19 protein-coding genes and 1 other RNA gene are annotated in these 22,276 nt (G+C 40.6%); 12 read left to right on the top strand and 8 right to left on the bottom strand.

All coding sequences use genetic code 11. The features are described from left to right. Positions 1-6 precede the first annotated feature (6 nt). A complete protein-coding gene (gene kdsA / locus L4F92_RS06155) occupies positions 7-861 on the top strand; it encodes a 3-deoxy-8-phosphooctulonate synthase (protein WP_250350191.1) in 855 nt (284 codons plus the stop codon). A 114-nt stretch (positions 862-975) separates the two neighbouring features. Next, the gene (dapD, locus tag L4F92_RS06150) at positions 976-1,803 is read left to right on the top strand and encodes a 2,3,4,5-tetrahydropyridine-2,6-dicarboxylate N-succinyltransferase (RefSeq protein WP_250350192.1); all 828 of its coding nucleotides are present in this window, start codon (positions 976-978) and stop codon (positions 1,801-1,803) included. Positions 1,804-2,099: 296 nt separating this feature from the next. Here dapD and nrdA read toward each other — a convergent pair whose 3' ends face one another. Next, a complete protein-coding gene (nrdA, locus tag L4F92_RS06145) occupies positions 2,100-4,370 on the bottom strand; it encodes a class 1a ribonucleoside-diphosphate reductase subunit alpha (RefSeq protein ID WP_250350193.1) in 2,271 nt (756 codons plus the stop codon). A gap of 392 nt (positions 4,371-4,762) precedes the next feature. On the opposite strand from nrdA, the gene nhaA reads away from it, so the two are divergent. Next, positions 4,763-5,935: a Na+/H+ antiporter NhaA gene (nhaA, locus tag L4F92_RS06140; RefSeq protein WP_250350194.1), complete on the top strand. Its 1,173-nt coding sequence runs from the start codon at positions 4,763-4,765 to the stop codon at positions 5,933-5,935. 49 nt (positions 5,936-5,984) lie between these two features. Here the strand turns inward: nhaA and L4F92_RS06135 are convergent, their stop codons facing one another. Together L4F92_RS06135 and L4F92_RS06130 are read right to left on the bottom strand one after the other, a co-directional pair. Continuing rightward, positions 5,985-6,299 carry a c-type cytochrome gene (locus L4F92_RS06135; RefSeq protein WP_250363063.1) on the bottom strand — a complete coding sequence of 105 codons (315 nt, stop codon included), beginning with the start codon at positions 6,297-6,299 and terminating at the stop codon, positions 5,985-5,987. Further along, on the bottom strand, positions 6,299-6,787 hold the full coding sequence (locus L4F92_RS06130; protein ID WP_250363062.1) for a TlpA family protein disulfide reductase: 489 nt from the start codon (positions 6,785-6,787) through the stop codon (positions 6,299-6,301). The genes L4F92_RS06135 and L4F92_RS06130 overlap by 1 nt, the downstream gene beginning before the upstream one ends. Positions 6,788-6,952: 165 nt before the next feature. On the opposite strand from L4F92_RS06130, the gene L4F92_RS06125 reads away from it, so the two are divergent. The 6 genes from L4F92_RS06125 to ffs all read left to right on the top strand — a co-directional run bounded on the left by L4F92_RS06125 (position 6,953) and on the right by ffs (position 13,676). Then, positions 6,953-8,896, top strand: a complete 1,944-nt coding sequence (locus tag L4F92_RS06125) for an ATP-dependent DNA helicase (RefSeq protein WP_250363061.1) — start codon at positions 6,953-6,955, stop codon at positions 8,894-8,896. Beyond that, positions 8,896-9,609 (top strand): tRNA (adenosine(37)-N6)-threonylcarbamoyltransferase complex dimerization subunit type 1 TsaB, encoded by a 714-nt coding sequence (gene tsaB / locus L4F92_RS06120; protein ID WP_250363060.1) that lies wholly within the window; start codon positions 8,896-8,898, stop codon positions 9,607-9,609. The genes L4F92_RS06125 and tsaB overlap by 1 nt, the downstream gene beginning before the upstream one ends. A gap of 74 nt (positions 9,610-9,683) precedes the next feature. Next, positions 9,684-11,372 (top strand): long-chain-fatty-acid--CoA ligase FadD, encoded by a 1,689-nt coding sequence (gene fadD, locus L4F92_RS06115; RefSeq protein WP_250363059.1) that lies wholly within the window; start codon positions 9,684-9,686, stop codon positions 11,370-11,372. A gap of 143 nt (positions 11,373-11,515) precedes the next feature. Further along, positions 11,516-12,667 carry a ribonuclease D gene (gene rnd, locus L4F92_RS06110; protein WP_250363058.1) on the top strand — a complete coding sequence of 384 codons (1,152 nt, stop codon included), beginning with the start codon at positions 11,516-11,518 and terminating at the stop codon, positions 12,665-12,667. 118 nt (positions 12,668-12,785) lie between these two features. Continuing rightward, positions 12,786-13,256 carry a hypothetical protein gene (locus tag L4F92_RS06105; protein ID WP_250363057.1) on the top strand — a complete coding sequence of 157 codons (471 nt, stop codon included), beginning with the start codon at positions 12,786-12,788 and terminating at the stop codon, positions 13,254-13,256. Between the two features lie 321 nt (positions 13,257-13,577). Continuing rightward, an RNA gene (ffs, locus tag L4F92_RS06100) (signal recognition particle sRNA small type) lies at positions 13,578-13,676 on the top strand. Between the two features lie 68 nt (positions 13,677-13,744). On the opposite strand, the gene cydC is transcribed toward ffs, so the two are convergent. The 5 genes from cydC to L4F92_RS06075 form a co-directional block, all read right to left on the bottom strand. Further along, on the bottom strand, positions 13,745-15,475 hold the full coding sequence (gene cydC, locus L4F92_RS06095) for a heme ABC transporter ATP-binding protein/permease CydC (RefSeq protein WP_250363056.1): 1,731 nt from the start codon (positions 15,473-15,475) through the stop codon (positions 13,745-13,747). Further along, entirely contained in the window at positions 15,475-17,250 is a 1,776-nt protein-coding gene (cydD, locus tag L4F92_RS06090; protein ID WP_250363055.1) for a heme ABC transporter permease/ATP-binding protein CydD, read from the bottom strand. The genes cydC and cydD overlap by 1 nt, the downstream gene beginning before the upstream one ends. Positions 17,251-17,332: 82 nt before the next feature. Next, the gene (gene trxB, locus L4F92_RS06085; protein WP_250350204.1) at positions 17,333-18,286 is read right to left on the bottom strand and encodes a thioredoxin-disulfide reductase; all 954 of its coding nucleotides are present in this window, start codon (positions 18,284-18,286) and stop codon (positions 17,333-17,335) included. Between the two features lie 56 nt (positions 18,287-18,342). Then, positions 18,343-19,194 carry a co-chaperone YbbN gene (locus tag L4F92_RS06080; protein WP_250363054.1) on the bottom strand — a complete coding sequence of 284 codons (852 nt, stop codon included), beginning with the start codon at positions 19,192-19,194 and terminating at the stop codon, positions 18,343-18,345. A 115-nt stretch (positions 19,195-19,309) separates the two neighbouring features. After that, positions 19,310-20,659: a GntP family permease gene (locus L4F92_RS06075; RefSeq protein WP_250363053.1), complete on the bottom strand. Its 1,350-nt coding sequence runs from the start codon at positions 20,657-20,659 to the stop codon at positions 19,310-19,312. 279 nt (positions 20,660-20,938) lie between these two features. Between L4F92_RS06075 and L4F92_RS06070 the strand changes: the two genes are divergently transcribed. From L4F92_RS06070 to L4F92_RS06060, 3 genes are all read left to right on the top strand, one after another. Beyond that, entirely contained in the window at positions 20,939-21,463 is a 525-nt protein-coding gene (locus tag L4F92_RS06070) for a gluconokinase (RefSeq protein WP_250363052.1), read from the top strand. Between the two features lie 75 nt (positions 21,464-21,538). Next, positions 21,539-21,871, top strand: coding sequence for a type II toxin-antitoxin system RelE/ParE family toxin (locus tag L4F92_RS06065; protein WP_250350208.1), 333 nt, complete (start codon positions 21,539-21,541; stop codon positions 21,869-21,871). Between the two features lie 3 nt (positions 21,872-21,874). Continuing rightward, complete coding sequence (locus L4F92_RS06060; RefSeq protein WP_250350209.1) at positions 21,875-22,189, top strand: helix-turn-helix domain-containing protein; 315 nt, start codon at positions 21,875-21,877, stop codon at positions 22,187-22,189. The last annotated feature ends 87 nt before the right edge of the window (positions 22,190-22,276 follow it).

Raw genomic sequence — 22,276 nt, 5'->3', positions numbered from 1 at the left:
AACATTATGCAAAATAAAGTCATTAAAATTGGAAATATTGAAGTTGCTAACAATAAACCATTTGTTTTATTTGGTGGAATGAATGTGTTAGAAAGCCGTGATATGGCGATGGCAGTGTGTGAAAAATATGTTGAGGTAACCCAAAAACTGAATGTACCTTATGTATTCAAAGCTTCTTTTGATAAGGCTAACCGCTCATCAATCCATTCTTACCGTGGGCCGGGAATGGAAGAGGGGTTGAAAATTTTCCAAGAATTGAAAGACACATTTGGGGTTAAATTAATTACTGATGTTCACGAAATCTATCAATGTAAGCCTGTCGCTGAAGTGGTTGATGTGATTCAGTTGCCCGCATTTTTAGCGCGCCAAACGGATCTTGTTGAAGCAATGGCACGTACCGGTGCGGTAATTAATGTGAAAAAGCCCCAATTTTTAAGTCCCGGACAAATGGGAAATATCGTAGAGAAAATCGAAGAATGTGGTAACGATAAAGTGATTCTTTGCGATCGCGGGACAAACTTTGGTTATGATAATCTTATTGTAGATATGCTTGGCTTTAGCGTTATGAAGACCGTTTCCAAAGGTTGCCCAGTGATTTTTGACGTAACCCATTCTTTACAATGTCGCGATCCTTTTGGGGCTGCATCAAGCGGTCGCCGCGCACAGGTGACAGAATTAGCGCGCTCAGGGCTAGCAGTGGGGCTGGCAGGTCTATTCCTAGAAGCGCACCCTGATCCACAAAATGCCAAATGCGATGGGCCTTCTGCTTTACCATTAGCAAAATTAGAAGCCTTTGTAAGCCAAATGAAAGCAGTCGATGATTTAGTGAAGTCTTTTGAAGAGCTAGATACCTCAAATTAGTTGCTTAAAGATTAAGTATTAGAGAAAAACAAACAATAACAGGTGAGTTTTAGGCGGAAATATGATAAAAATACCGCCTTGTTTTAATTTTTACATTTGAATAGGAAACAAAATATGTCAAATTTGCAAAATATCATTGAAGCAGCGTTTGAACGCCGTGCTGAAATCACTCCTAAAACAGTAGATGCAGAAACGCGTGCTGCTATCGAAGAAGTCATTGAAGGTTTAGACAGCGGTAAATACCGTGTTGCAGAAAAAATTGATGGTGAATGGGTTACCCACCAATGGTTAAAAAAAGCAGTATTACTTTCTTTCCGTATTAACGATAACCAAGTGATTGATGGTGCTGAAACTAAATATTACGACAAAGTAGCCCTTAAATTTGCAGACTATGACGAAGCACGTTTCCAAAAAGAAGGCTTCCGTGTTGTACCTTCTGCTACTGTGCGTAAAGGTGCATATATCGCAAAAAATGCCGTATTAATGCCATCTTATGTAAATATTGGTGCTTACGTTGGCGAAGGTACAATGGTGGATACTTGGGCAACCGTAGGTTCTTGTGCGCAAATTGGTAAAAATGTTCACCTTTCAGGTGGTGTAGGTATCGGTGGCGTATTAGAGCCATTACAAGCTAACCCAACCATTATCGGCGACAACTGCTTTATCGGTGCGCGTTCTGAAGTGGTGGAAGGCGTTATCGTAGAAGACGGTTGTGTAATCTCAATGGGCGTATTCATCGGTCAATCTACTAAAATCTATGATCGTGAAACAGGCGAAATCCATTACGGTCGCGTACCAGCAGGTTCTGTGGTCGTTTCAGGTAGCCTTCCTTCAAAATGCGGTAAATATAATCTCTATTGTGCAGTAATCGTGAAAAAAGTTGATGCGAAAACCTTAGGTAAAGTAGGGATCAACGAGTTATTACGTAGTATTGATGAGTAATATTTAATACTAATTGATCAAAAATAAAAATCTGCACGAGAGTTTCTTGTGCAGATTTTTTTATGAAAAATATTATAAACGCTTTGTGATTGCGTTTTTATAGAAAAAAGCTTAGATAAAAAGCCTTTTGAGATCATCAATGAATATCTATAAAGGAGAATGAATATTTGGGTTGATAATATGGTTTCTAGCAATAATGAAAAGAAAGAGGATTATCCCCTTAATTAAGCCACCTTACAAAGGTGGCTTATATTTTGTGTGGAAAAATAATTAAATTTATTACCGCTCTTGATAAATTAGATTTTACACGCCCCACCAGAACAGCCGTCATCAAGATCTTCTTGGCTGTCTTCTGCGCCATCACGGGTATTTTGGTAATAAAGAGTTTTTACGCCATATTTGTAAGCGGTTAATAAATCTTTTAACAACACTTTCATCGGTACTTTGCCTTCTTCAAAACGCTGTGGATCGTAGTTGGTGTTGGCTGAAATAGATTGATCTACAAATTTTTGCATAATACCTACGAGGTGTAAGTAGCCATCATTATTTGGAATATCCCATAATAACTCGTAGTTTTCACTTAAGTTTTCATAATCTGGTACAACTTGTTTGAGGATACCGTCTTTTGACGCTTTGATACTGACGTGTCCACGCGGTGGTTCAATGCCGTTGGTTGCATTGGAAATTTGCGATGACGTTTCTGATGGCATCAGTGCGGTTAGTGTTGAGTTGCGCAAACCAAAGGTTTTAATGTCTTGGCGTAGGCTTTCCCAATCGTAATGTAATGGCTCTTGAGTGAGTGTATCCACATCTTTTTTATAGGTATCAATCGGTAAAATACCTTGGGCGTAAGTGGTTTGATCGAAATACTCACAAGCCCCCATTTCTTTCGCAAGGTTCATTGAGGCTTTTAATAAATAGTATTGAATGGCTTCAAAAGTGCGGTGCGTGAGATCGTTAGCACTGCCGTCTGAATAACGCACGCCATTTTTAGCTAAATAATAAGCAAAGTTGATCACGCCAATTCCTAAAGATCGACGCGCAAGAGAGCTACGTTGTGCCGCGATCACAGGGTAATCTTGATAATCTAATAGGGCATCTAAGGCACGCACAGCAAGATCCGCAAGTTCATCTAATTCATCAAGGTTTGCAATCGCGCCTAAGTTGAAGGCTGAAAGGGTACAAAGGGCAATTTCACCTTCTTCATCGTGAATATGAGAAAGTGGCTTAGTTGGCAATGCGATTTCTAAACAAAGGTTAGATTGACGCACAGGCGCAACGCTAGGATCAAATGGCGAGTGCGTATTACAGTGATCCACATTCTGAATATAGATACGCCCAGTTGAAGCACGTTCTTGCATTAATAGGGAGAACAGTTCAACGGCTTTCACGCTGCGTTTACGAATGTCTGGATCTTGTTCGTATTGGGTGTAAAGGCGCTCAAACTCATCTTGATCGGCAAAGAATGCTTCGTATAACCCCGGCACATCAGAAGGGCTAAATAAGGTGATTTCGCCGCCTTTGATTAAGCGTTGATACATTAATTTGTTAAGCTGAACACCGTAATCCATATGACGAACACGGTTATCTTCCACACCACGGTTATTTTTTAAGACTAACAGGCTTTCCACTTCCAAGTGCCAAATTGGGTAGTAAACGGTGGCTGCTCCACCACGCACCCCACCTTGTGAACAGGATTTCACCGCAGTTTGGAAATATTTATAGAATGGGATACAGCCTGTATGGAATGCTTCCCCACCACGGATTTGACTACCCAAGGCACGAATCGCTCCGGCGTTTACGCCAATTCCAGCACGTTGAGAAACATATTTCACAATGGCAGAGGCAGTCGCATTAATAGAATCTAAACTATCACCACATTCAATTAACACACAAGAACTGAATTGGCGTGTTGGTGTACGCACCCCAGCCATAATTGGTGTAGGCAGAGAAATTTTAAATGTCGATGTCGCATCATAGAAACGGCGTACATAATCTAAGCGTGTTTCTTTTGGATAGGTTGAGAACAAGCTTGCTGCCACCAAAATATATAAGAACTGGGCAGATTCATAAATCTCACCAGTAACACGATTTTGTACTAAATATTTACCTTCAAGCTGTTTGACTGCCGCATAAGAGAATGTCATATCACGCCAGTGATCTAAAAAGCCGTCCATTTCGTCCCATTCTTCACGGCTATAATCGGTCAGTAAGGCTTGATCATACTTGCCTAAACGCACCAATTTTTTAACGTGATCATATAAACGCGGAGGATCAAAATGCCCATAGGCTTTTTTACGCAAATGGAAAACCGCAAGGCGCGCAGCTAAATATTGATAATCAGGCGTATCTTTGCTGATTAAATCTGCCGCAGCTTTAATAATGGTTTCGTGAATATCCGAAGTGCGAATCCCCTCATAAAATTGAATATGGGAACGCAATTCTACTTGAGAAACAGAAACGTTATCCAATCCCTCTGCTGCCCAAGTGATCACTCGGTGAATTTTATCTAAATCGATGGGTTCTTGTTTTCCGTCACGTTTGGTGACCATCATAGCTTTATTCATAGACATTCCGATTTGTTGGTGTTGCGTAAAAACACAAGATATAGTGGTTTATTGAAAACGCGGTACAAGATAATGTGTTCTTAACGAAACTGCAAGCACTAAATTTTACGTCCAATTCTTGACATAAACTAAGTTATTTATAAATAAGCAAAAATCATAGAAATGAATTTACCCCTTATTTTTATCAGGAATTAAAAAGCAAAGTGCGGTTAAAAAATGTGTGAAAAATCACAAATTTTTCAATAACTAAGAGAAATTTGCCGATTTTTATTGACCTATTTTTCCCTTATATGTTAGAAGAACTTACTGATGATATTGCTTTTTCTTATTACAAAGAAATGATCCATTTGGGTGTTTATTTTCAAGCCCGTTATTTTGACTAGGAGAGATTAATGGTTCGATACATTCGATACTTTATGAAATTAGAAGCAGCCAGCGGGATGTTATTGCTGTTTTTCGCTGCCTTTGCCATTTTATTGGCAAACACGCCCTTGAGCCGTTTTTATTTTAGCTTTCTTGATGCGCCAGTGGTGATCCAATTTGGTTCCATTGTACAAATCAACAAACCACTCTTGATGTGGGTGAATGATGGCTTTATGGCGGTATTTTTTGTCCTTGTGGGATTAGAAGTAAAACGGGAATTGCTCACAGGGGCAATTTCAAGCTATCAAAAAGCCATTTTCCCAGCCATTGCCGCTTTGGGAGGAATGATTGTGCCAGCGGCAATTTATTGGTTTGTCACCAAGGATACCCCACAATATCAAGATGGCTGGGCAATTCCAATGGCAACAGATATTGCCTTTGCACTAGGCGTATTAGGTTTACTTGGGAGCCGTGTGCCTTTCGCATTAAAAGTGTTTTTGCTTGCCTTGGCGATTATTGATGATTTAGGCGCGATTATTGTGATTGCGTTGTTCTTCTCACAGGATTTGAGTACGCGCGCGTTAATTTTAGCGAGTATTGCCATTGTGGGGTTGATTTTGCTTAATCGCTTTAAAGTATCCAATTTAGGGCCTTATGTGATTGTCGGCTTAGTGTTATGGGTATCTGTGCTAAAATCGGGCGTACACGCCACCTTAGCTGGCGTTATCATTGGGTTTAGTATTCCACTCAAAGGGAAAAATGGCAGAAAAGTGTTGCACGATATGGAACATATTTTAGCCCCTTGGTGTTCATTCTTTATTTTGCCCCTGTTTGCCTTTTCCAACGCGGGAGTATCCTTAGCAGGAATGGGGATAGAGACGTTAAGCTCACCGCTCACTTTAGGCGTGATCTTAGGATTATTACTTGGAAAACCGCTTGGTGTCTTTTTATTTAGTTATTTATCGGTGTTATTTCGTCTTGCGAAATTGCCTGAAGGAATTAATTTTAAACAGATTTTTGCCATTGCCTTGCTCTGCGGTATTGGATTTACAATGTCAATGTTCTTGGCGGGGCTCGCCTTTGGTGGTGATGGGGCAAGTGAAATGGCAAGTTTTGCCCGTGTAGGTATTTTGCTAGGCTCAGCGATTTCAGCAGTAGGAGGGTATTTCTTACTAAAGGTCTGTACGAAACCTAAGGAATAATATGAGGTAAAAAAATCGGGCTATTCTAAGTAGCCCGATTTTTTTAATACTATTTTTTCAATGTTGGAATATATTCCGCTAATCCTTTGATTTCTTCTTCACTTAAACGAGATTTTGCGGCATTGCCCGCACCGACAATTTCGCCCGCTTTGCGTTTTTCAAGTGCGGTGAGAATTTCTTCAGTTTTTAAGTTATTGATCATTGCGGATTGATTTAATGCCGATTTTTCCCCTTGCTTGCCGTGGCACATTGCACAAGTGCGGTTAAAAATCTTTTGTGTATGTTCTAGGCTTTCATCGGCTTGGCTATTGAATGCCAATAGCGTGCCTGCAATAAAAAGTAGAGTAGAAGCGTAACCTTTCATTATTTTTCCTCAAAGAATGTTCGTAATTCGTTTTCTGGGATTAAACCCTCAAATTTATAAAGGATTTTTCCCTTAGAATCAAGCAAGAATGAGGTTGGTGTGCCAACCAACTGATAACGTTCAGCGGTAATATTAAGCTGATCTTTGACAATTGGCAGAGTCAGTTGATTTTTTTCTACCACCGCTTGTGTGTTACCACGTTCCCCATCAATATTAATGGCTAAAAGTTGTAATGTATTGGGATAGTTTTGGGAAAATTGCTGTAATAATTTCATCTCAACAATACAGATACCGCAGGTTTCCGACCAAAAATTGATCAGCAATTTTTTCCCTGCAAATTGGCTTAATTCCACCTTATTGCCCTGCAAATCAAAAGCCGCAATATCAGGTGCTTGACTGCCGATATTGGCGGTTTGATCTTTACAAGAAATAAGCAAAAAAAGCACTGCACTTAATAAACCGAGTTTGAGACTATGTTTTAATTGCATTCTATTATCCATTAAAAAAATTGATGTGCTATGTTACCACAAAATATCGCATTCAATATTTTTTGATTTGTAAATGAACAATAACGCTATCCAGTACAACACTGTATAGCATTTTTCTGTTAGAATAGCCGCCAATTTATTTACCCTTAACCCCGAATTGAATGAATGGATAGCCAAACTGTCATCAACGCCTTTGCCGAAAATGGAGTATTAAGTCAGCACATTAAAGGATTTCGCCCACGTGCCGAACAATTAGAAATGGCGCAAGCCGTGTCGGAGGCGATTTCGCACAAGCAAGCGCTTGTGGTAGAAGCAGGGACAGGCACGGGGAAAACCTTTGCGTATTTAGTGCCTGCGTTACTTGCCGGCAAGAAAACCATTATTTCCACAGGCTCAAAAAATTTACAAGATCAATTATTTAATCGTGATCTTCCGGCTATAAAAAAAGCGTTGCGCTACACAGGGAAAATCGCGTTATTAAAAGGGCGTGCCAATTATCTTTGCCTTGAGCGTTTAGATCAGCTTATTGCACAAGGTGTGTTAGGGGATCGCTCTGTATTAGCGGATCTTGCTAAAGTGCGAAAATGGAATAATGCCACCAAAACGGGGGATTTAAGCGAATGTGTGGAGATTGCGGAAGATAGCCCGATTTTGCCCCAGCTCACCAGTACTACCGAAAGTTGCCTAGGTTCAGATTGCCCTAATTATGCGGATTGCTATGTGGCAGCCGCCCGCAAAAAAGCGTTAAATGCAGATTTAGTGGTGGTGAACCATCATTTGTTTTTTGCGGATATGGCGGTAAAAGAAAGTGGCTTCGGTGAGCTTATTCCCAATGCGCAAGCCATTATTTTTGATGAAGCCCACCAAATAGCCGATGTGGCGAGCCAATATTTCGGCATATCCCTCACTTCACGTCAATTATTTGATTTATGCAAAGATGCCAATATTGTTTATCGTACAGAATTAAAAGATATGAAACAGCTTGGCGTGGCGGCTGAGACTTTACTTAAAGTAGTGCAAGATTTTCGTCTATTATTGGGCGAAGGTAATCGGCGAGGAAATTGGCGAGAGTTATATGCACAACATTCAATGCATTCAGCAGATAAAAGTGCGGTGCAAAAATGCGTAGAATTATTGCAAGAGAAATTAGCCTTTTTATCCGAAGTAGTGAAGCTTTCTCTCGGGCGTTCACAAACTCTAGATAGCATTTTTGAACGTATTGCCAGTATCCAGTTGGTGTTAAAGCGCCTGCAAGAAACCCATTTAGTGGGCTATTGTTATTGGTATGAAACAATGGGGCGTGGCTTTGGCTTGCATATCACACCGCTCACTGTGGCTGATAAATTTGGTGAACAGATCAGTAAAAAAGAAGCTGCTTGGGTTTTTACCTCTGCCACCCTTGAAGTCGGGGGCAATTTTCAGCATTTTTGTCAGCGCCTGGGGATTGAAAATGCGGTGCAGAAAATTTTGCCTAGCCCCTTTAATTATCCTGAGCAAGCTCTATTATGCGTGCCACGGTTCCTGCCTGCATTGAACCAATCTCAGACACAAACGCAGTTAGGGCAAATGTTATTACCGATCATCGAAAAAAATCAGGGGCGCTGTTTTGTCCTTTGCACCTCTTATTCTATGATGCGTGGACTGGCAGATTTTTTTCGTGAACACAGCGATTTAACCATTCTACTACAAGGGGAAACGGCAAAAAGTCAATTATTAGCACAGTTTACCACCCAATCTCACGCGGTGCTGGTGGCAACCTCAAGTTTTTGGGAAGGTGTAGATGTCCGTGGCGATGCCCTTTCTTTAGTGATTATTGATAAATTACCTTTTACCGCACCAGATGAGCCTTTACTTAAAGCACGAATGGAAGATTGTCGCTTACAGGGTAAAGATCCCTTTAATGAAATCCAAATTCCTGAGGCAGTCATCACCTTAAAACAAGGTGTTGGACGGTTGATCCGTGATGTAACAGACCGAGGGGCGGTGATTATTTGTGATAGCCGTTTGGTGATGCGCACCTATGGCGAAACCTTTTTAAAAAGTTTACCAAACGCAACGCGAACCCGAGATTTAAACAACGTAATTCAATTTTTAACAGAGAAAAAATAATGACAACTTTACTCGCTTTAGATACCTCTACGGAGGCGTGTTCTGTCGCCTTATGGCACAAAGGAGAAATAACGCATTTAGATGAATTGGCACAACGCACCCATACAAAACGTATTTTGCCAATGATTGATGAAATTTTAAACCAGTCTGGTATTACGCTCAATCAAGTGGATGCGTTAGTTTTCGGGCGTGGGCCGGGCAGTTTTACCGGCGTGCGTGTCGGCGCAGGAATTGCACAAGGTTTAGCATTAGGGGCTGATTTGCCAGTGATTCCTATTTCTAATCTGACGACAATGGCTCAGCAAGCGTATGAACAATATGGCACGACGCAAGTCCTCTGTGCCATTGATGCAAGAATGAATGAGGTGTATTTCAGCCAACTGAATGCAGAACAAGTGCGCTTGGATTCTCATCAATTTTTACAATGGAATGAGGTGGTAGCCGAACAGGTGTGTTCAGCGCAACAGGTACTCGCCCTTGCACAACAGGGACAAGGCGAGTGGCGTAAAGTTGGCACAGGCTGGAGGGCTTATGAAGCACTTTCGCAGCTTGACTGGGCAACAGCGTCAGACATTCTTTTACCTTCCGCTAAAGCAATGCTACCGTTGGCATTGCCTTATTACTGGCAAAAACAATGGATAAGTGCGGTGGAAATTGAACCCGTTTATTTACGCAATGAAGTCACTTGGAAAAAGTTGCCGGGGCGTGAATAACGCATCAGGATTTGGCACATTCGCGAGCGAGTGATAAAATCCACAAGATTTAATAAAAATAATAAGGATAACAAATGGAAAAGCCTTGGTTTATCAATTATCCAGAGGGGGCAGAAAGGGAACTGGATACCTCCGCTTATGAAAACATCTTAGATATGTTTGATAAAGCCGTGAGAGAACATCCTGATCGTGCCGCTTATATTAATATGGGGCAAGTGCTGACCTTTCGTAAATTAGAAGAGCGTAGCCGTGCCTTTGCTGCTTATTTACAAAATGAATTGAAGTTACAACAAGGCGATCCCGTGGCGTTAATGATGCCTAATTTATTGCAGTATCCTATTGCCTTATTCGGCATACTACGCGCGGGAATGATTGTCGTCAATGTGAATCCGCTTTACACCCCAAGAGAACTTGAACATCAGCTGCAAGACAGCGGTGCCAAAGCGATTGTGGTCGTATCGAATTTTGCCTCAACCCTTGAAAAAGTGGTGTTCAATACCGCGGTTAAACACGTTATTTTAACCCGAATGGGCGATCAGCTTTCTTTTGGTAAACGAACATTGGTGAATTTTGTGGTGAAATACATTAAAAAGCTCGTGCCAAAATATAAACTCCCGCACGCCGTTACTTTCCGTGAAGTGCTTGCCGTTGGCAAATATCGCCAATATGTCCGTCCTAATTTAACACGCAATGATCTTGCCTTTTTACAATATACAGGGGGAACAACAGGCGTTGCGAAAGGGGCAATGCTTTCTCATCACAATATTATTACCAATGTATTTCAGGCAAAATGGATTGCTTATCCTTTTGTTGGCGATCATACCCGTGAACGAAAAGCGATCTTGGCGTTACCGCTGTATCACGTTTTTGCCCTGACGGTGAACTGTTTATTGTTTATTGAATTGGGTGTTACAGCAATTCTGATCACCAATCCACGTGATATTGACGGTTTTGTAAAAGAGCTGAAAAAACATCGCTTTGTGGCGATTACAGGGGTGAACACCTTATTTAATGCCTTATTAAATAATGAGAATTTCAAAGAAATTGATTTTTCACAACTTAAACTTTCTGTGGGTGGCGGAATGGCAATTCAGCAATCTGTCGCAACACGTTGGCACGAAACCACAGGTTGTAGCATTATTGAAGGTTATGGTATGACAGAATGTTCACCACTGATTGCTGCTTGCCCAATTAATGTGGTGAAACACAATGGCACTATTGGGGTTCCTGTTCCCAATACGGACATTAAAATTATCAAAGACAATGGCGAACAAGCGCAACTTGGCGAGCCGGGTGAGCTTTGGGTGAAAGGTGATCAAGTGATGCAAGGTTATTGGAAACGCCCAGAAGCAACCGCTGAAGTACTAAAAGATGGCTGGCTTGCAACGGGGGATATTGTGATGATGGACGACTCTTACAGCTTGCGTATTGTCGATCGTAAAAAAGATATGATCATCGTTTCGGGATTTAATGTCTATCCAAATGAAATTGAAGATGTGATTATGCTCAATTATAAAGTCGCGGAAGTGGTTGCAATTGGCGTGCCACACGAAGTATCAGGCGAAACAATTAAGGTGTTTGTGGTGAAAAAAGATGAAAGCCTCACGCGTGATGAGCTACGCCAACATTGCAGACAGCATCTTACAGGATATAAAATCCCGAAAGATATTGAGTTTAGAGATGAGTTACCGAAATCCAATGTCGGTAAAATTCTCCGCCGTGTGTTACGCGATGAAGAATTAGCGAAGCGTCCATCGCATTAATCGGTTTAAGCGATAAAAATAAATCAAGGGCGGACAAAAAGTTCGCCTTCATTTTATCTTCATTTGAAATAAAGCAATGCAATGCGTTAATGCTATTGCAGTATTTTTTATGAGATGTGATTAAAAATGAATGAAATAAGGTTATGTCAGCAATAAAAAAAGAAATCAAAAATCCACCGCACTTTCAAATAATTACTTCAACATTGGCATTGGAGGAAGTTTGCCAACGCGCGAGAGAAAAATCTTACGTTGCATTGGACACCGAATTTATTCGTACCAGAACTTTTTATCCAAAGTTGGGGTTGATCCAACTTTATGATGGTGAGAAGGTAAGTCTGATCGATCCTTTAGTCATTGATGATTTTTCCGCTTTTATTGCGTTGCTTGCAGATATCAATGTCATTAAAATTCTACACGCGAGTAAAGAAGATCTTGAGATTTTTTACCACTATTTCAAACAGTTACCTACACCATTAATCGACACACAGGTGGTAAGCCAATTTTTAGGCTTTGGCCATTCTATGGGATTCGCCAGTTTAATTTATCATTATTTTCAGTTAGAGCTAGATAAAGGCGCCTCACGCACAGATTGGCTCGCGCGCCCATTATCCGATGTCCAATTACGCTATGCGGCAGCCGATGTTTGGTATCTCCTTCCTTTATATGAAAAAATGCAACAACATTTATTACAAACACCGTGGCAAAGTGCGGTACAAAATGAATGTGAATTATTGTTAGAAAAAATTAGCAAACCAAGAGATCCTGAACGTGCTTATTTTGATATTCCCAATGCGTGGAAATTAAATGAACAAGCGTTAATGGCGTTAAAACTTCTTGCAAAATGGCGTTTAGAAGAAGCCATTAAACGTGATGTGGCGTTAAATTTTATTGTAAAAAGTGAACATTTGTGGCTTGTGGCGAAACATCTTCCTAAGCACACTTCCGCATTACTTGATTTAGGATTATTGCCGATGGAAGTGCGAGTGAATGGTAAAAAAATGTTACAGCTTGTTGAGAAAGCAAAACGCACGCCTAAAGAAGCGTATCCCTCCCCGATTGTTCGTTTGGTTGATGAACCACGCTATCGCGCTGGATTAAAAATGTTGCAGCAAAAATTAAACGAAATCACGCCAGCGGAGTTACCTATAGAGACTATCTCAAGCAAACGAGGGTTAGAAAGTTTAATGAAATGGTGCTGGATAAAACACCAAGATCCGAATGATTTACCTGATTTATTAAAAGGATGGCGCAAAGAGTTTGGTGAAACATTGCTCAAATCTTTACAAAGTTTTTAATTATATTGCTTGGCAATTTCTTAGCACAGAGATTAGAATAGCGTCCTCTCAATGAGAATAATCCTATAGTTAAACTTTTTTGGCTATATTAGTTATCTATTATTTAAAGGAAAATGTAATGAATAAAATTATTAAATTAACCACGGCGATTATTTTTGCTCTTTTTGTTGCGGCTTGTAATAAAGCTGATCCCGCAGCAGATTATCAAAAATTAGTGGACTGGAGTTTAGCGAATCAACAAAGTCAAGTCGCTTTTCAGCAAGAATATATGGAAAAACTATCTTCTGGCGATGAAAAACAAATTGCTGAGGCAATGAATGCGTTAAGTGCAAGAAATGCAGAAGTGCAGAAAAGCTTGAATGCCTTAGATATTAAAAGCCCTGAAATCAAACAGTTAAAAGATAAAATGCAATCTGTATTAACATTAACCTCAGAGCTTGCAAAAGATGGCTTAGCATTAATGAATAATGCGTCAGAAGAAGCGACAAAAGCGATTCAAGCAAAAACAGAAAAAACAACCGCGGCAACAGCAGAGTTACAAAAACTTCAAGCTGAATTAGCCGAAAAATATGGTAAAAAAGCACAATAAAATCTGCTTTATCCTTTTCTAAAAGCCGCCGTTAAGGCGGTTTTTTTCGTTTAAATTTATGGGCAGATCGGGAAGCTGGCAAAGGTGATTAAGAGAGTAATAAAAATGATAAAAGCAATGATAAAAGGGATTTTAGGTGTGCTAAGGGTAGGAAAGAACAATAAAAGAGCAAACGACTTAAACATATCAGAGCGGGAATATGAAAAAGCTGTTTATTTAGTCAGTTAAAGAAAAATGACAATGAAAAATTTGCAATTCTATAGGGCTTGGGGCATAATGCGAGCGTTCTGTTGCTGTTTAGTGGCAGATGTAATGGAAACCTTCTCGGTTCCTCGCAACGAGGTCTGGTTTACTCGGTCAGGTTCGGAAGAAAGCAGCCAAAGTCAGATTGTTCGTGTGCCGAGATCAAGCTGGGAAGGTTTCCGCCCAGCTTTTCTTTTTTCAAGATTTTCCAGTTTCTCAATCCCTATTTAACGCTTTCTACTTAGTTAAATTCTTTCCACTAATTGTTTGAAAAAGCCATTTTCTTTTGCCATTAAGGTTTGATAATTGCCTTGTTCAATTAATTTTCCTTCATCTATAATGCAAAGATGATCAAACTGCTCAATAGCAGTAAGACGATGGGTTACCATAATCAAGGTTTTGTTTTGGCAATGGGTGAGGATTAAGCGCAGAATTTGACGTTCTGTTTCACGATCTAACCCTTCTGTTGGCTCATCAAGTAATAGAATAGGGGCTTGATTGAGCAAAATACGCGCTAAGCCTAAGCGACGCTGTTCTCCGCCAGAAAGAGGACGCCCTCCATCACCCAGCCAGAGATCTAAACCTTGTTCTTGCTCGACTAATTTTCCTAAGCCCACTTGGTTTAGCACTTCAATCATTGTGGTATCTTGCAGGGGGTGTTGATTCGCCAATTGAAGATTATTGCGTAAGGTATCACTAAAAACGTGTACACGTTGGGTGAGAAAGCACATTTGTTCACGTAAATGGCGCTCTGTGTAGTCTGTGATAGATTGCTTGGCGAGAAAAATATACCCTTGATTCGGATCATAATTACGCACCAGAAGCTGTAACAGGGTAGATTTACCACTGCCGGTTTTACCCAAAATAGCCACTTTTTGCCCTTGTGGAATAGTTAGCGTGATGTTTTCTAGCGCAGGGTCTTGGCGTTCAGGATAGGTGAAATTCACTTGCTGAATAGACAGATCAAGTGCGGTGTGTTTTTCCACCGTTTTTTCTCCATTAAATTGCACCAGTGGCGTTTGTTCGGTGATCTCAGTAACGCGTTCAGCAGAAGCGATAACTTGCCCTATATGCAAAAATGCCGAACCCAAAGGCATTAAAATCTCAAAAGCTGCCAGTGCAGCAAGGGCAAATAAAGCAATAATTGCAGGACTATATCGGTCATTGCCAAAATCAGCATTAGCGGCAAACCATAAGGTAAGAGTAAGCAGAATTCCATTCGCCAACAGCATAAGTGCGGTGGAAAATCCGCTTAAATTTGCTTCTTTCTGTTGAAAACCTTGCCACTGTTGTTCTGTTTCATCTAGCTTTTGCTTGAGCGGTTTTTCTGCATTAAACAGCAATAATTCCGCTTGAGATTGGATATATTCCACAAATCGCGTGCGGTAAGTCGCGCGTGCGCGAGTGAGTTTATGCCCAAATGTTTTCCCTAAATAATAAAAAATGGTTGGCACAAGCAGAGCCAGTGTGCTGAGAACAGTGGCAAAAAATAGCGCAAGTGAGAGGTTAAAAAAGCTCAGTCCCACAGTGAGCAAGCCAATCACCACAAAAGCAGTGATAAAGGGGGCGAGTAGGCGAAGATAAAGGCTATCCAAGGTATCTACATCTGCCACTAAACGGTTTAATAAATCACTATTGCGATAGCGATTTAGTACAGCTGGGCTAAGAGGAATGATCTTTTGAAATACTTGCACACGTAATTTGGCAAGGATTCTAAATGTAGCGTCGTGGGTAACGATTTTCTCAAAATAACGGGCGACAGTGCGACCAATCGCTAATCCTCGGACACTAGCGGATGGATAGAAAAAATTGAATAATGTACCAATGCCAGCCAATGCAGTGGCTGCCAAAAACCAGCCTGAAACCGTTAATAAGCCAATGCTGGCGGCAAGTCCTGTGATCATCAGGATTAAGCCTAAAAATAAGACAAATTTGGCGTGCTTAAATAAACGTAAAAATGGTAAAAGTGTACGCATTAATTAATATCCTCTTTACGCTGGGTAAGAAGTTCAGCAAAAAATCCTTCATTTTGTAATTGTTCAAAGCGACCTTGCTGAATGATTTGTCCTTTCTGCATAACCAAAATATGATCGCATTGTTTCAAATCTTCAATACGATGTGTGATCATCAAGGTCGTTTGTTCACGACTAATTTTTTGTAAAGCTGAAAGCACCAGATTTTCTGATTGTGCATCAAGGCTGGCTGTGGGTTCATCAAGTAGCAATAAACGTCGATGCCGTAATAAAGCACGGGCAATGGCTAAACGCTGTGCTTGCCCGACAGAAAGCCCAATACCGCCTTCTTTGATTACTGCATCTAGTCCTAATTTATCGGTAAATACGGAAGCTTGGGCTTGTGCTAAGGCGTGTTGAATTTCCTCATCACTGGCTTTAATGTCGCCTAACAGCAAGTTTTCACGAATCGTGCCTTGTAATAATAAAGGGTTTTGCCCTACCCAAGCGATCCTGTTCCGCCATTGGGTTTTATTGATTTGATTAAGCTCAATGCCATTAATTTTTAGACTACCTTGATAGTCTAAAAAACCGAGTAACGCATTGATTAATGAGGTTTTTCCTGCGCCACTTTGCCCTACCAGTGCTGTATGGCTTTGAGCAGGCAAATGAAAATTAAGGGCTTGGGTGAGTGGTTTGCCTTGTGGCGATAACACCACCAGATCTTGGGCGTGGATTGCGATGTTTTCATTTATCAAGGCTTCATTTAAAGAGCCATTTTGCTTTGTTTTTACCTCATTTAAAATCGGCTGTTCTAAAAATTCAACAATTGCATCAGCAGCGCCAATGGCAGCAGCACGGTCGTGGTAATAAGTGCCGAGATCACGCAAAGGTTGATAAAATTCCGGGGCAAGAATTAAACAGAAAAAGCCAATAAATAAGCTGATTGGTGTACCATAGGAACCGAAATCAAGCTCGCCTAAATAGCTAAAACCAAAATATACCGCCATCAGCGCAATGGAAATTGAGGTAAAAAATTCCAACACCGCAGAAGATAAAAATGCCATTTTCAACACGTCCATAGTGGTTTCGCGGAAATCTTCCGTCGCTTGCTCAATATGGGCGGTTTGTTCTTCCGTTTTATTAAATAGACGTAAGGTTTCAAGCCCACGCAGACGATCCAAAAATTGCCCACTTAATTTTGCTAAGGTTTGCATATTTTTTTGGCTGCTATCTGCAGCGGCGATCCCAACAAGGATCATAAAAATAGGCACAAGTGGGGCGGTAACAAGCAAAATCAGTCCAGCCGCCCAATTGAGTGGAAAAATAGCAATCAAAATAATCAATGGAACGATCACCGAAAGGGCTTGTTGTGGTAAATAGCGAGCATAGAAATTATGTAGGTTTTCTACCTGTTCTAACATAATAGTTGCCCAACTGCCTGCGGGTTTTTGGTTGATCATCGCAGGACCAACTTGATGTAATTTGGTGAAAATTTGTTGACGGATAAAATAACGTAATTTTTGACCGCACTTAAATCCCAAGCGTTCTCGCCAATATAAAATCATTGCGCGTAAGGCAAAGCCTATGACTAAAGCGATAAAATAACCGATCAGATTTTCTCTTGCGGTTTGCTCCATAATTAGCTGATGCAATAGGGTAGCAAGTAAATAGGTTTGAGCCACTAAAATCAGAGATGAAAGGCTAGCCAATAAAATATTTAGGCTAAGTAAGGTTTTTATTGGTTTTTGTTGGGCGCGTAGCCATTTTTGTAAGTATCGTTGGCGAGCTTTATCCATAATTCTGCGTAAAAGAGTTAATGAGTGATGTCATAATGAAAAAGAAAAGCGGTGCATTACGGCAATAACGCACCGCTGATATTTATTCTTGGCTGTCCAAGAAACGTTCTGCATCTAAGGCAGCCATACAACCGGTACCCGCAGAAGTAATGGCTTGGCGGTAATTATGATCCATCACATCACCTGCTGCAAATACGCCTTCAACCGAAGTGGCAGTGGCATTGCCTTCCAAGCCAGATTTCACCACAATATAGCCATTATTTAATTCTAGCTGACCGGCAAAAATCTCGGTATTTGGGGCGTGGCCAATCGCCACAAACATACCGTCTAATTTGAGTTCTTCGGTTTCATCTGTTTGGGTATCTTTTAAACGAATGCCTGTTACTCCCATATTGTCGCCTAATACTTCATCTAATGTGCGGTGGGTATGCAGGATAATTTTTCCTTCTTCTACTTTTTTGTACAGACGATCAACTAAGATTTTTTCCGCTCGAAAGCTATCACGGCGATGTACTAAATGGACTTCAGAGGCAATATTAGCCAAGTAAAGAGCTTCTTCGACAGCAGTGTTGCCTCCACCAATAACCGCAACAGGCTTGTTACGATAGAAAAAACCATCACAAGTGGCACAAGCGGAAACCCCACGGCCTTTAAATGCTTCTTCAGAGGGTAAACCGATATAACGCGCAGAAGCGCCTGTTGCGATGATTAACGCATCACAACTGAAACTTTGCACATCGCCATAAAGTTTAAATGGACGAGAAGAAAGATCAACACGATTAATGTGATCGAAAATAATCTCAGTATCGAATTTCTCCGCGTGTTGCAACATTCTTTGCATTAATTCTGGGCCGGTGGTATCGCCAAAATCGCCCGGCCAATTTTCGATTTCTGTTGTGGTGGTAAGCTGTCCGCCTTGTTGTAAGCCGGTTACCAAGACAGGGCTTAAGTTCGCACGAGCCGCATAAATGGCGGCGGTATAGCCTGCAGGCCCTGAACCTAAAATTAACAGTTTGCAATGTTTCATTTCTGACATAAAAATTCCTATTTAATCCGTTGAGTAAGAGAGTTTGCTATTATAAGGGAAACACATTAATAGAGTAACGAATAAAGTAATCGGCGATACTTATTGGTCATTGGATCATTGTTGCCCATCGCCGCTAAAATAGATAAAAATTCTTGTTTGATTTCCCCATTGAGTGCGCCTAAGTCTTGTTTTAATAAACTGAATAATAAGTCTAACGCTTCTTCATTGCGATGGGCTTGGTGTAGCTGTAATGCCAGTTTTAAGGCAATCTCAGGGCTTTTATTGTTCGCATATTCTGCTTGTAATTGTTGAATTTCAGGGGTGTCCGCCGCTTTAATTAATAATTCAATTTGTGCTTGTAATCCTTGCCAACGGCTATCGCGATCTTGCAACGGAATACGATTTAAAATTTCCTGCGCTGGCTCAAGTCGTTTCATTGCAATATAGGTTTCCGCATAAAGTAAGGCAATATCGCTATTTTTGTGATCGGAAAGCTCCCAAGCCTCTTTGAGTAGTGGAATCGCCTGTTCATAATCTTGATTAGCAAGTAAATCTAATGCTTGGTTGAATTTAATTTCTTCCTCTTTGGGTAAAATAAGATTTAAGTGCTGTTCTAATGTTTTTTCATCTAAGGCACCTTGAAAGGCATCAAGCGCTTGTCCATCTTTAAAGAGATAAGTGGTAGGAAGTGCTTGAATACCAAATTGTGCAGCCACCATTTGTTCAGCTTCGCAATTAATTTTGCCTAATAAAAATTGTCCTTGGTATTTTTCCGCATAACGTTCAAGCACACTGACAAAGGCAACCGAATCTGTATGGCTTGGGGCATAAAAAAGTAAGGCGAGTGGGGTTTGTTGTGTTTGCTGTAAGATCTCGGTGAGATTTTGCTGATTGACATCAATACTATAATTCGTCATTTTTACTCCAATTTGAGTTACAAAAATTATCACTGATTGTAACAAAAGTGCGGTGCTTTTTGGGAAAAAACTTCCGAAAAAAACACCGCACTTAAGATTGAGTAAAAATCTTTACTTAGAGCAAAATACTTCCCACTAAGGCGAAGGCAAATCCAGTAAAGCCGATGAGGGTTTCTAGCACTGTCCAGGTTTTTAATGTGGTTTTGGTATCCATTTCTAGAAAACGGCTGACTAACCAGAAACCACTGTCATTAACGTGAGAGAACACGGTTGCGCCAGAGGCAATTGCAATCACGATAAAGCAAAGATCGAATTGGCTTAATCCGACTGTTGCGGCAACCGTTGGGGCGATTAATGCCGATGTGGTTGTAAGGGCTACCGTCGCAGAACCTTGTGCAACACGCAATGCCATTGAAATAATAAAGGCGGCAACAATCACAGGCATTCCTGTATCTGCGAACATCGCAGAAAGCTCATTACCAATGCCACTTGCACGCAACACACCACCAAACATTCCCCCTGCACCTGTTACGAGTACAATAGAACAGATTGGTCCGAGGGCATTATCACAAATTTTTTCTATTTGCTCATTGCTACGCTGATCTTTGAGCAACAAAATGGTAACGATTAACGTAATCAATAATGCAACAGGAGTTTTACCGAGTAAACGTAAGCCTTGCACCCAAGCCTGCGAACCATCAACCACACCAGCGACAGAAAGGGTATTTAAGCCTGTATCACATAAAATGAGAACTAATGGCAATAATAAAATGGTCAATACTTTGCCAAAACTTGGTGGATTTAACACCGCAGTTTCGTTGATTGCATTTGCATTTAAGAACGCTTTTGGCAAATCAACCATCACTTTTTTACCTAAATATTGGCTAAATAAGTAGCTTGCGATATACCACGTTGGGATACCACACACTAAGCCAACGATCACTAATAAGCCGATATTAGCGCCTAATAAATCCCCCGATGCCACAGGGCCTGGGTGAGGTGGGACAAAGGCGTGCATAACAGCAAATGCCCCTGCCGCAGGGAAGGCATAGCGTAATACAGACCCCCCAAAGCGTTTTGCTACGCTAAAGATAATTGGCAACATCACGACCAATCCGGCATCAAAGAAAATTGGAAAGCCGAAAAGTAAAGAAGCCACACCTAAGGCGAAAGGGGCATTTTTTTCACCAAATTTATTGATAAGCGTATCAGCAAGCACTTTTGCACCGCCAGTGATTTCGAGTAAGCGCCCGATCATCGCCCCCAAACCCACTAATAACGCCACAGAGGCTAATGTGCCACCAAAGCCTTTGGTTAAGGTGGGTAGAATTTCATTGAAAGGGACGCCAGTGGCGAGTGCAGTGAGTAAACTCACGATAATTAATGCAACAAAGGCGTGAACTCTGAATTTCATAATTAATAAAAGCAACAGCAGTACTGAAGCGATCAACGTGAAAATCAACATATAAAATCCTTACTATTTGATGATTGATTTTTTCGCCAAGGGCGAGGAACGAATTGCTAATTTACCCGTAACATTAAAATTTGCTAGTAAGGTAAAATAGATAGGCATATTATTAGGGAAATTCTAATCAAAGTTCAAATAATTAGGCAAAAAAGCGTTATTTTTGTTAAATATTTGTGAAATAGATCACAAAATAAGATGTTACCAGTAACTAAAACTTACCATTTTTTGCTATGGTTAGTGCATCAGAAATAAAATTTAATAGTTAAGGAAAAGAAAATGGAAAAAGGAAAAGGTAAGAGTTTTATCTTAATGGGCGTGTCTAGCACGGGGAAAACATCCGTAGGAACGGAAGTTTGCCGGCGTTTAGGGTTAAAATTGATTGATGGTGATGATCTTCATCCAAGAGCTAACATCATTAAAATGGGGAGCGGGCAACCGCTTAATGATGAAGATCGCGCACCTTGGCTTGAGCGTATCCGCGATGCGGCATTCAGCCTAGAACAAAAAAGTGAACAGGGGATCATTGTTTGCTCGGCATTGAAGAAAAAATACCGTGATCAAATTCGCGATGGTAATGAAAGCGTGAAATTCCTTTTCTTAGAGGGAAGTTTTGAGCTAGTGCTAGAACGAATGAAAAATCGCAAAGGGCATTATATGAAAACCGAAATGCTTAAAAGCCAATTCGATACGCTGGAAACGCCACAAGCAGATGAGCCAGATGTGATTCATATTGATATTGATGGGACATTTGATGAAGTGGTAGAACGTTGTGTGGTCGCGTTAGAGCCGTTTTTGGAATAAATGTGGATATTTTAGGGAAACTTTACTTTCCGTACGCTTTTCGCGTATAATTTTCTGAGTTTTATTGGAGAAGCTATGAAAGCGGTTTTTATTGAATTGCCATTTTTTGAAAAATATAGAAAGGAATATCTCTCTGACGATGAGTATCTTATGCTACAAAATGAGTTACTTGTTGCACCAGAAAAAGGAGATTTAATACAAGGCACCGGTGGACTTAGGAAATTAAGAATTGCAAATTCTAAAAGAAATAGAGGTAAAAGGGGCGGAGCAAGAGTAATTTATTATTACTATGTGCGTAATGCCGCAATCTACTTTTTAACCGCCTATGGTAAAGAGATGAAAGAAGATCTCACTGCTGATGAAAAAAGTATCTTGGCTAAAATAGTAGAAAATATAAAGGGGAAATAAAGAATGGAAAGAAATTTATTTGAAGAATTGAAACAAGGATTGGAACAAATGCAGGTCCATTTGGAAGGTAAAACCACCCTCAAAACCATTGAGCGTGAGCTTCCAGCAGAAATGGGTGAAATAAGCGCGAATGAAGTGAAGTCTATCCGTGAAAAACTTAATCTATCGCAATCGGTTTTTGCTAAGAAATTGAGAATGAGCGTACGCACTTATCAAGGTTGGGAACAAGGCAAAACCACGCCAAATAAACAAGCCACATTACTGTTGAAGATGATTGAGCGCTCGCCGCAAACCTTTGAAGATATTGCATCTCTCTAATTTGATCCCCTAGTCAATAGGGGATTTCTCTTTTTTATTCCTCTATAAACCCTTTTATAAACCTGTTAAAATCCGCAATATATTTTT

The organism is Avibacterium sp. 21-595 (assembly GCF_023611905.1).
Taxonomy (GTDB): Bacteria; Pseudomonadota; Gammaproteobacteria; order Enterobacterales; family Pasteurellaceae; genus Avibacterium.
Note: the sequence above shows the minus strand (reverse complement) of the source record. Positions and strands in the feature narration are given on the sequence as shown.

What these genes read in the sequence shown, in the direction of transcription:
- tsaB (WP_250363060.1), top strand. Translation starts at nt 8,896, where the DNA reads ATGACAACTTTACTCGCTTTAGATACCTCTACGGAGGCGTGTTCTGTC.
- L4F92_RS06125 (WP_250363061.1), top strand. Translation starts at nt 6,953, where the DNA reads ATGGATAGCCAAACTGTCATCAACGCCTTTGCCGAAAATGGAGTATTA.
- L4F92_RS06065 (WP_250350208.1), top strand. Translation starts at nt 21,539, where the DNA reads ATGAAAGCGGTTTTTATTGAATTGCCATTTTTTGAAAAATATAGAAAG.
- dapD (WP_250350192.1), top strand. Translation starts at nt 976, where the DNA reads ATGTCAAATTTGCAAAATATCATTGAAGCAGCGTTTGAACGCCGTGCT.
- L4F92_RS06075 (WP_250363053.1), bottom strand. Translation starts at nt 20,659, where the DNA reads ATGTTGATTTTCACGTTGATCGCTTCAGTACTGCTGTTGCTTTTATTA.
- cydC (WP_250363056.1), bottom strand. Translation starts at nt 15,475, where the DNA reads ATGCGTACACTTTTACCATTTTTACGTTTATTTAAGCACGCCAAATTT.
- nhaA (WP_250350194.1), top strand. Translation starts at nt 4,763, where the DNA reads ATGGTTCGATACATTCGATACTTTATGAAATTAGAAGCAGCCAGCGGG.
- L4F92_RS06060 (WP_250350209.1), top strand. Translation starts at nt 21,875, where the DNA reads ATGGAAAGAAATTTATTTGAAGAATTGAAACAAGGATTGGAACAAATG.
- nrdA (WP_250350193.1), bottom strand. Translation starts at nt 4,370, where the DNA reads ATGAATAAAGCTATGATGGTCACCAAACGTGACGGAAAACAAGAACCC.
- cydD (WP_250363055.1), bottom strand. Translation starts at nt 17,250, where the DNA reads ATGGATAAAGCTCGCCAACGATACTTACAAAAATGGCTACGCGCCCAA.
- rnd (WP_250363058.1), top strand. Translation starts at nt 11,516, where the DNA reads ATGTCAGCAATAAAAAAAGAAATCAAAAATCCACCGCACTTTCAAATA.
- trxB (WP_250350204.1), bottom strand. Translation starts at nt 18,286, where the DNA reads ATGTCAGAAATGAAACATTGCAAACTGTTAATTTTAGGTTCAGGGCCT.
- L4F92_RS06070 (WP_250363052.1), top strand. Translation starts at nt 20,939, where the DNA reads ATGGAAAAAGGAAAAGGTAAGAGTTTTATCTTAATGGGCGTGTCTAGC.
- kdsA (WP_250350191.1), top strand. Translation starts at nt 7, where the DNA reads ATGCAAAATAAAGTCATTAAAATTGGAAATATTGAAGTTGCTAACAAT.
- fadD (WP_250363059.1), top strand. Translation starts at nt 9,684, where the DNA reads ATGGAAAAGCCTTGGTTTATCAATTATCCAGAGGGGGCAGAAAGGGAA.
- L4F92_RS06105 (WP_250363057.1), top strand. Translation starts at nt 12,786, where the DNA reads ATGAATAAAATTATTAAATTAACCACGGCGATTATTTTTGCTCTTTTT.
- L4F92_RS06080 (WP_250363054.1), bottom strand. Translation starts at nt 19,194, where the DNA reads ATGACGAATTATAGTATTGATGTCAATCAGCAAAATCTCACCGAGATC.
- L4F92_RS06130 (WP_250363062.1), bottom strand. Translation starts at nt 6,787, where the DNA reads ATGCAATTAAAACATAGTCTCAAACTCGGTTTATTAAGTGCAGTGCTT.
- L4F92_RS06135 (WP_250363063.1), bottom strand. Translation starts at nt 6,299, where the DNA reads ATGAAAGGTTACGCTTCTACTCTACTTTTTATTGCAGGCACGCTATTG.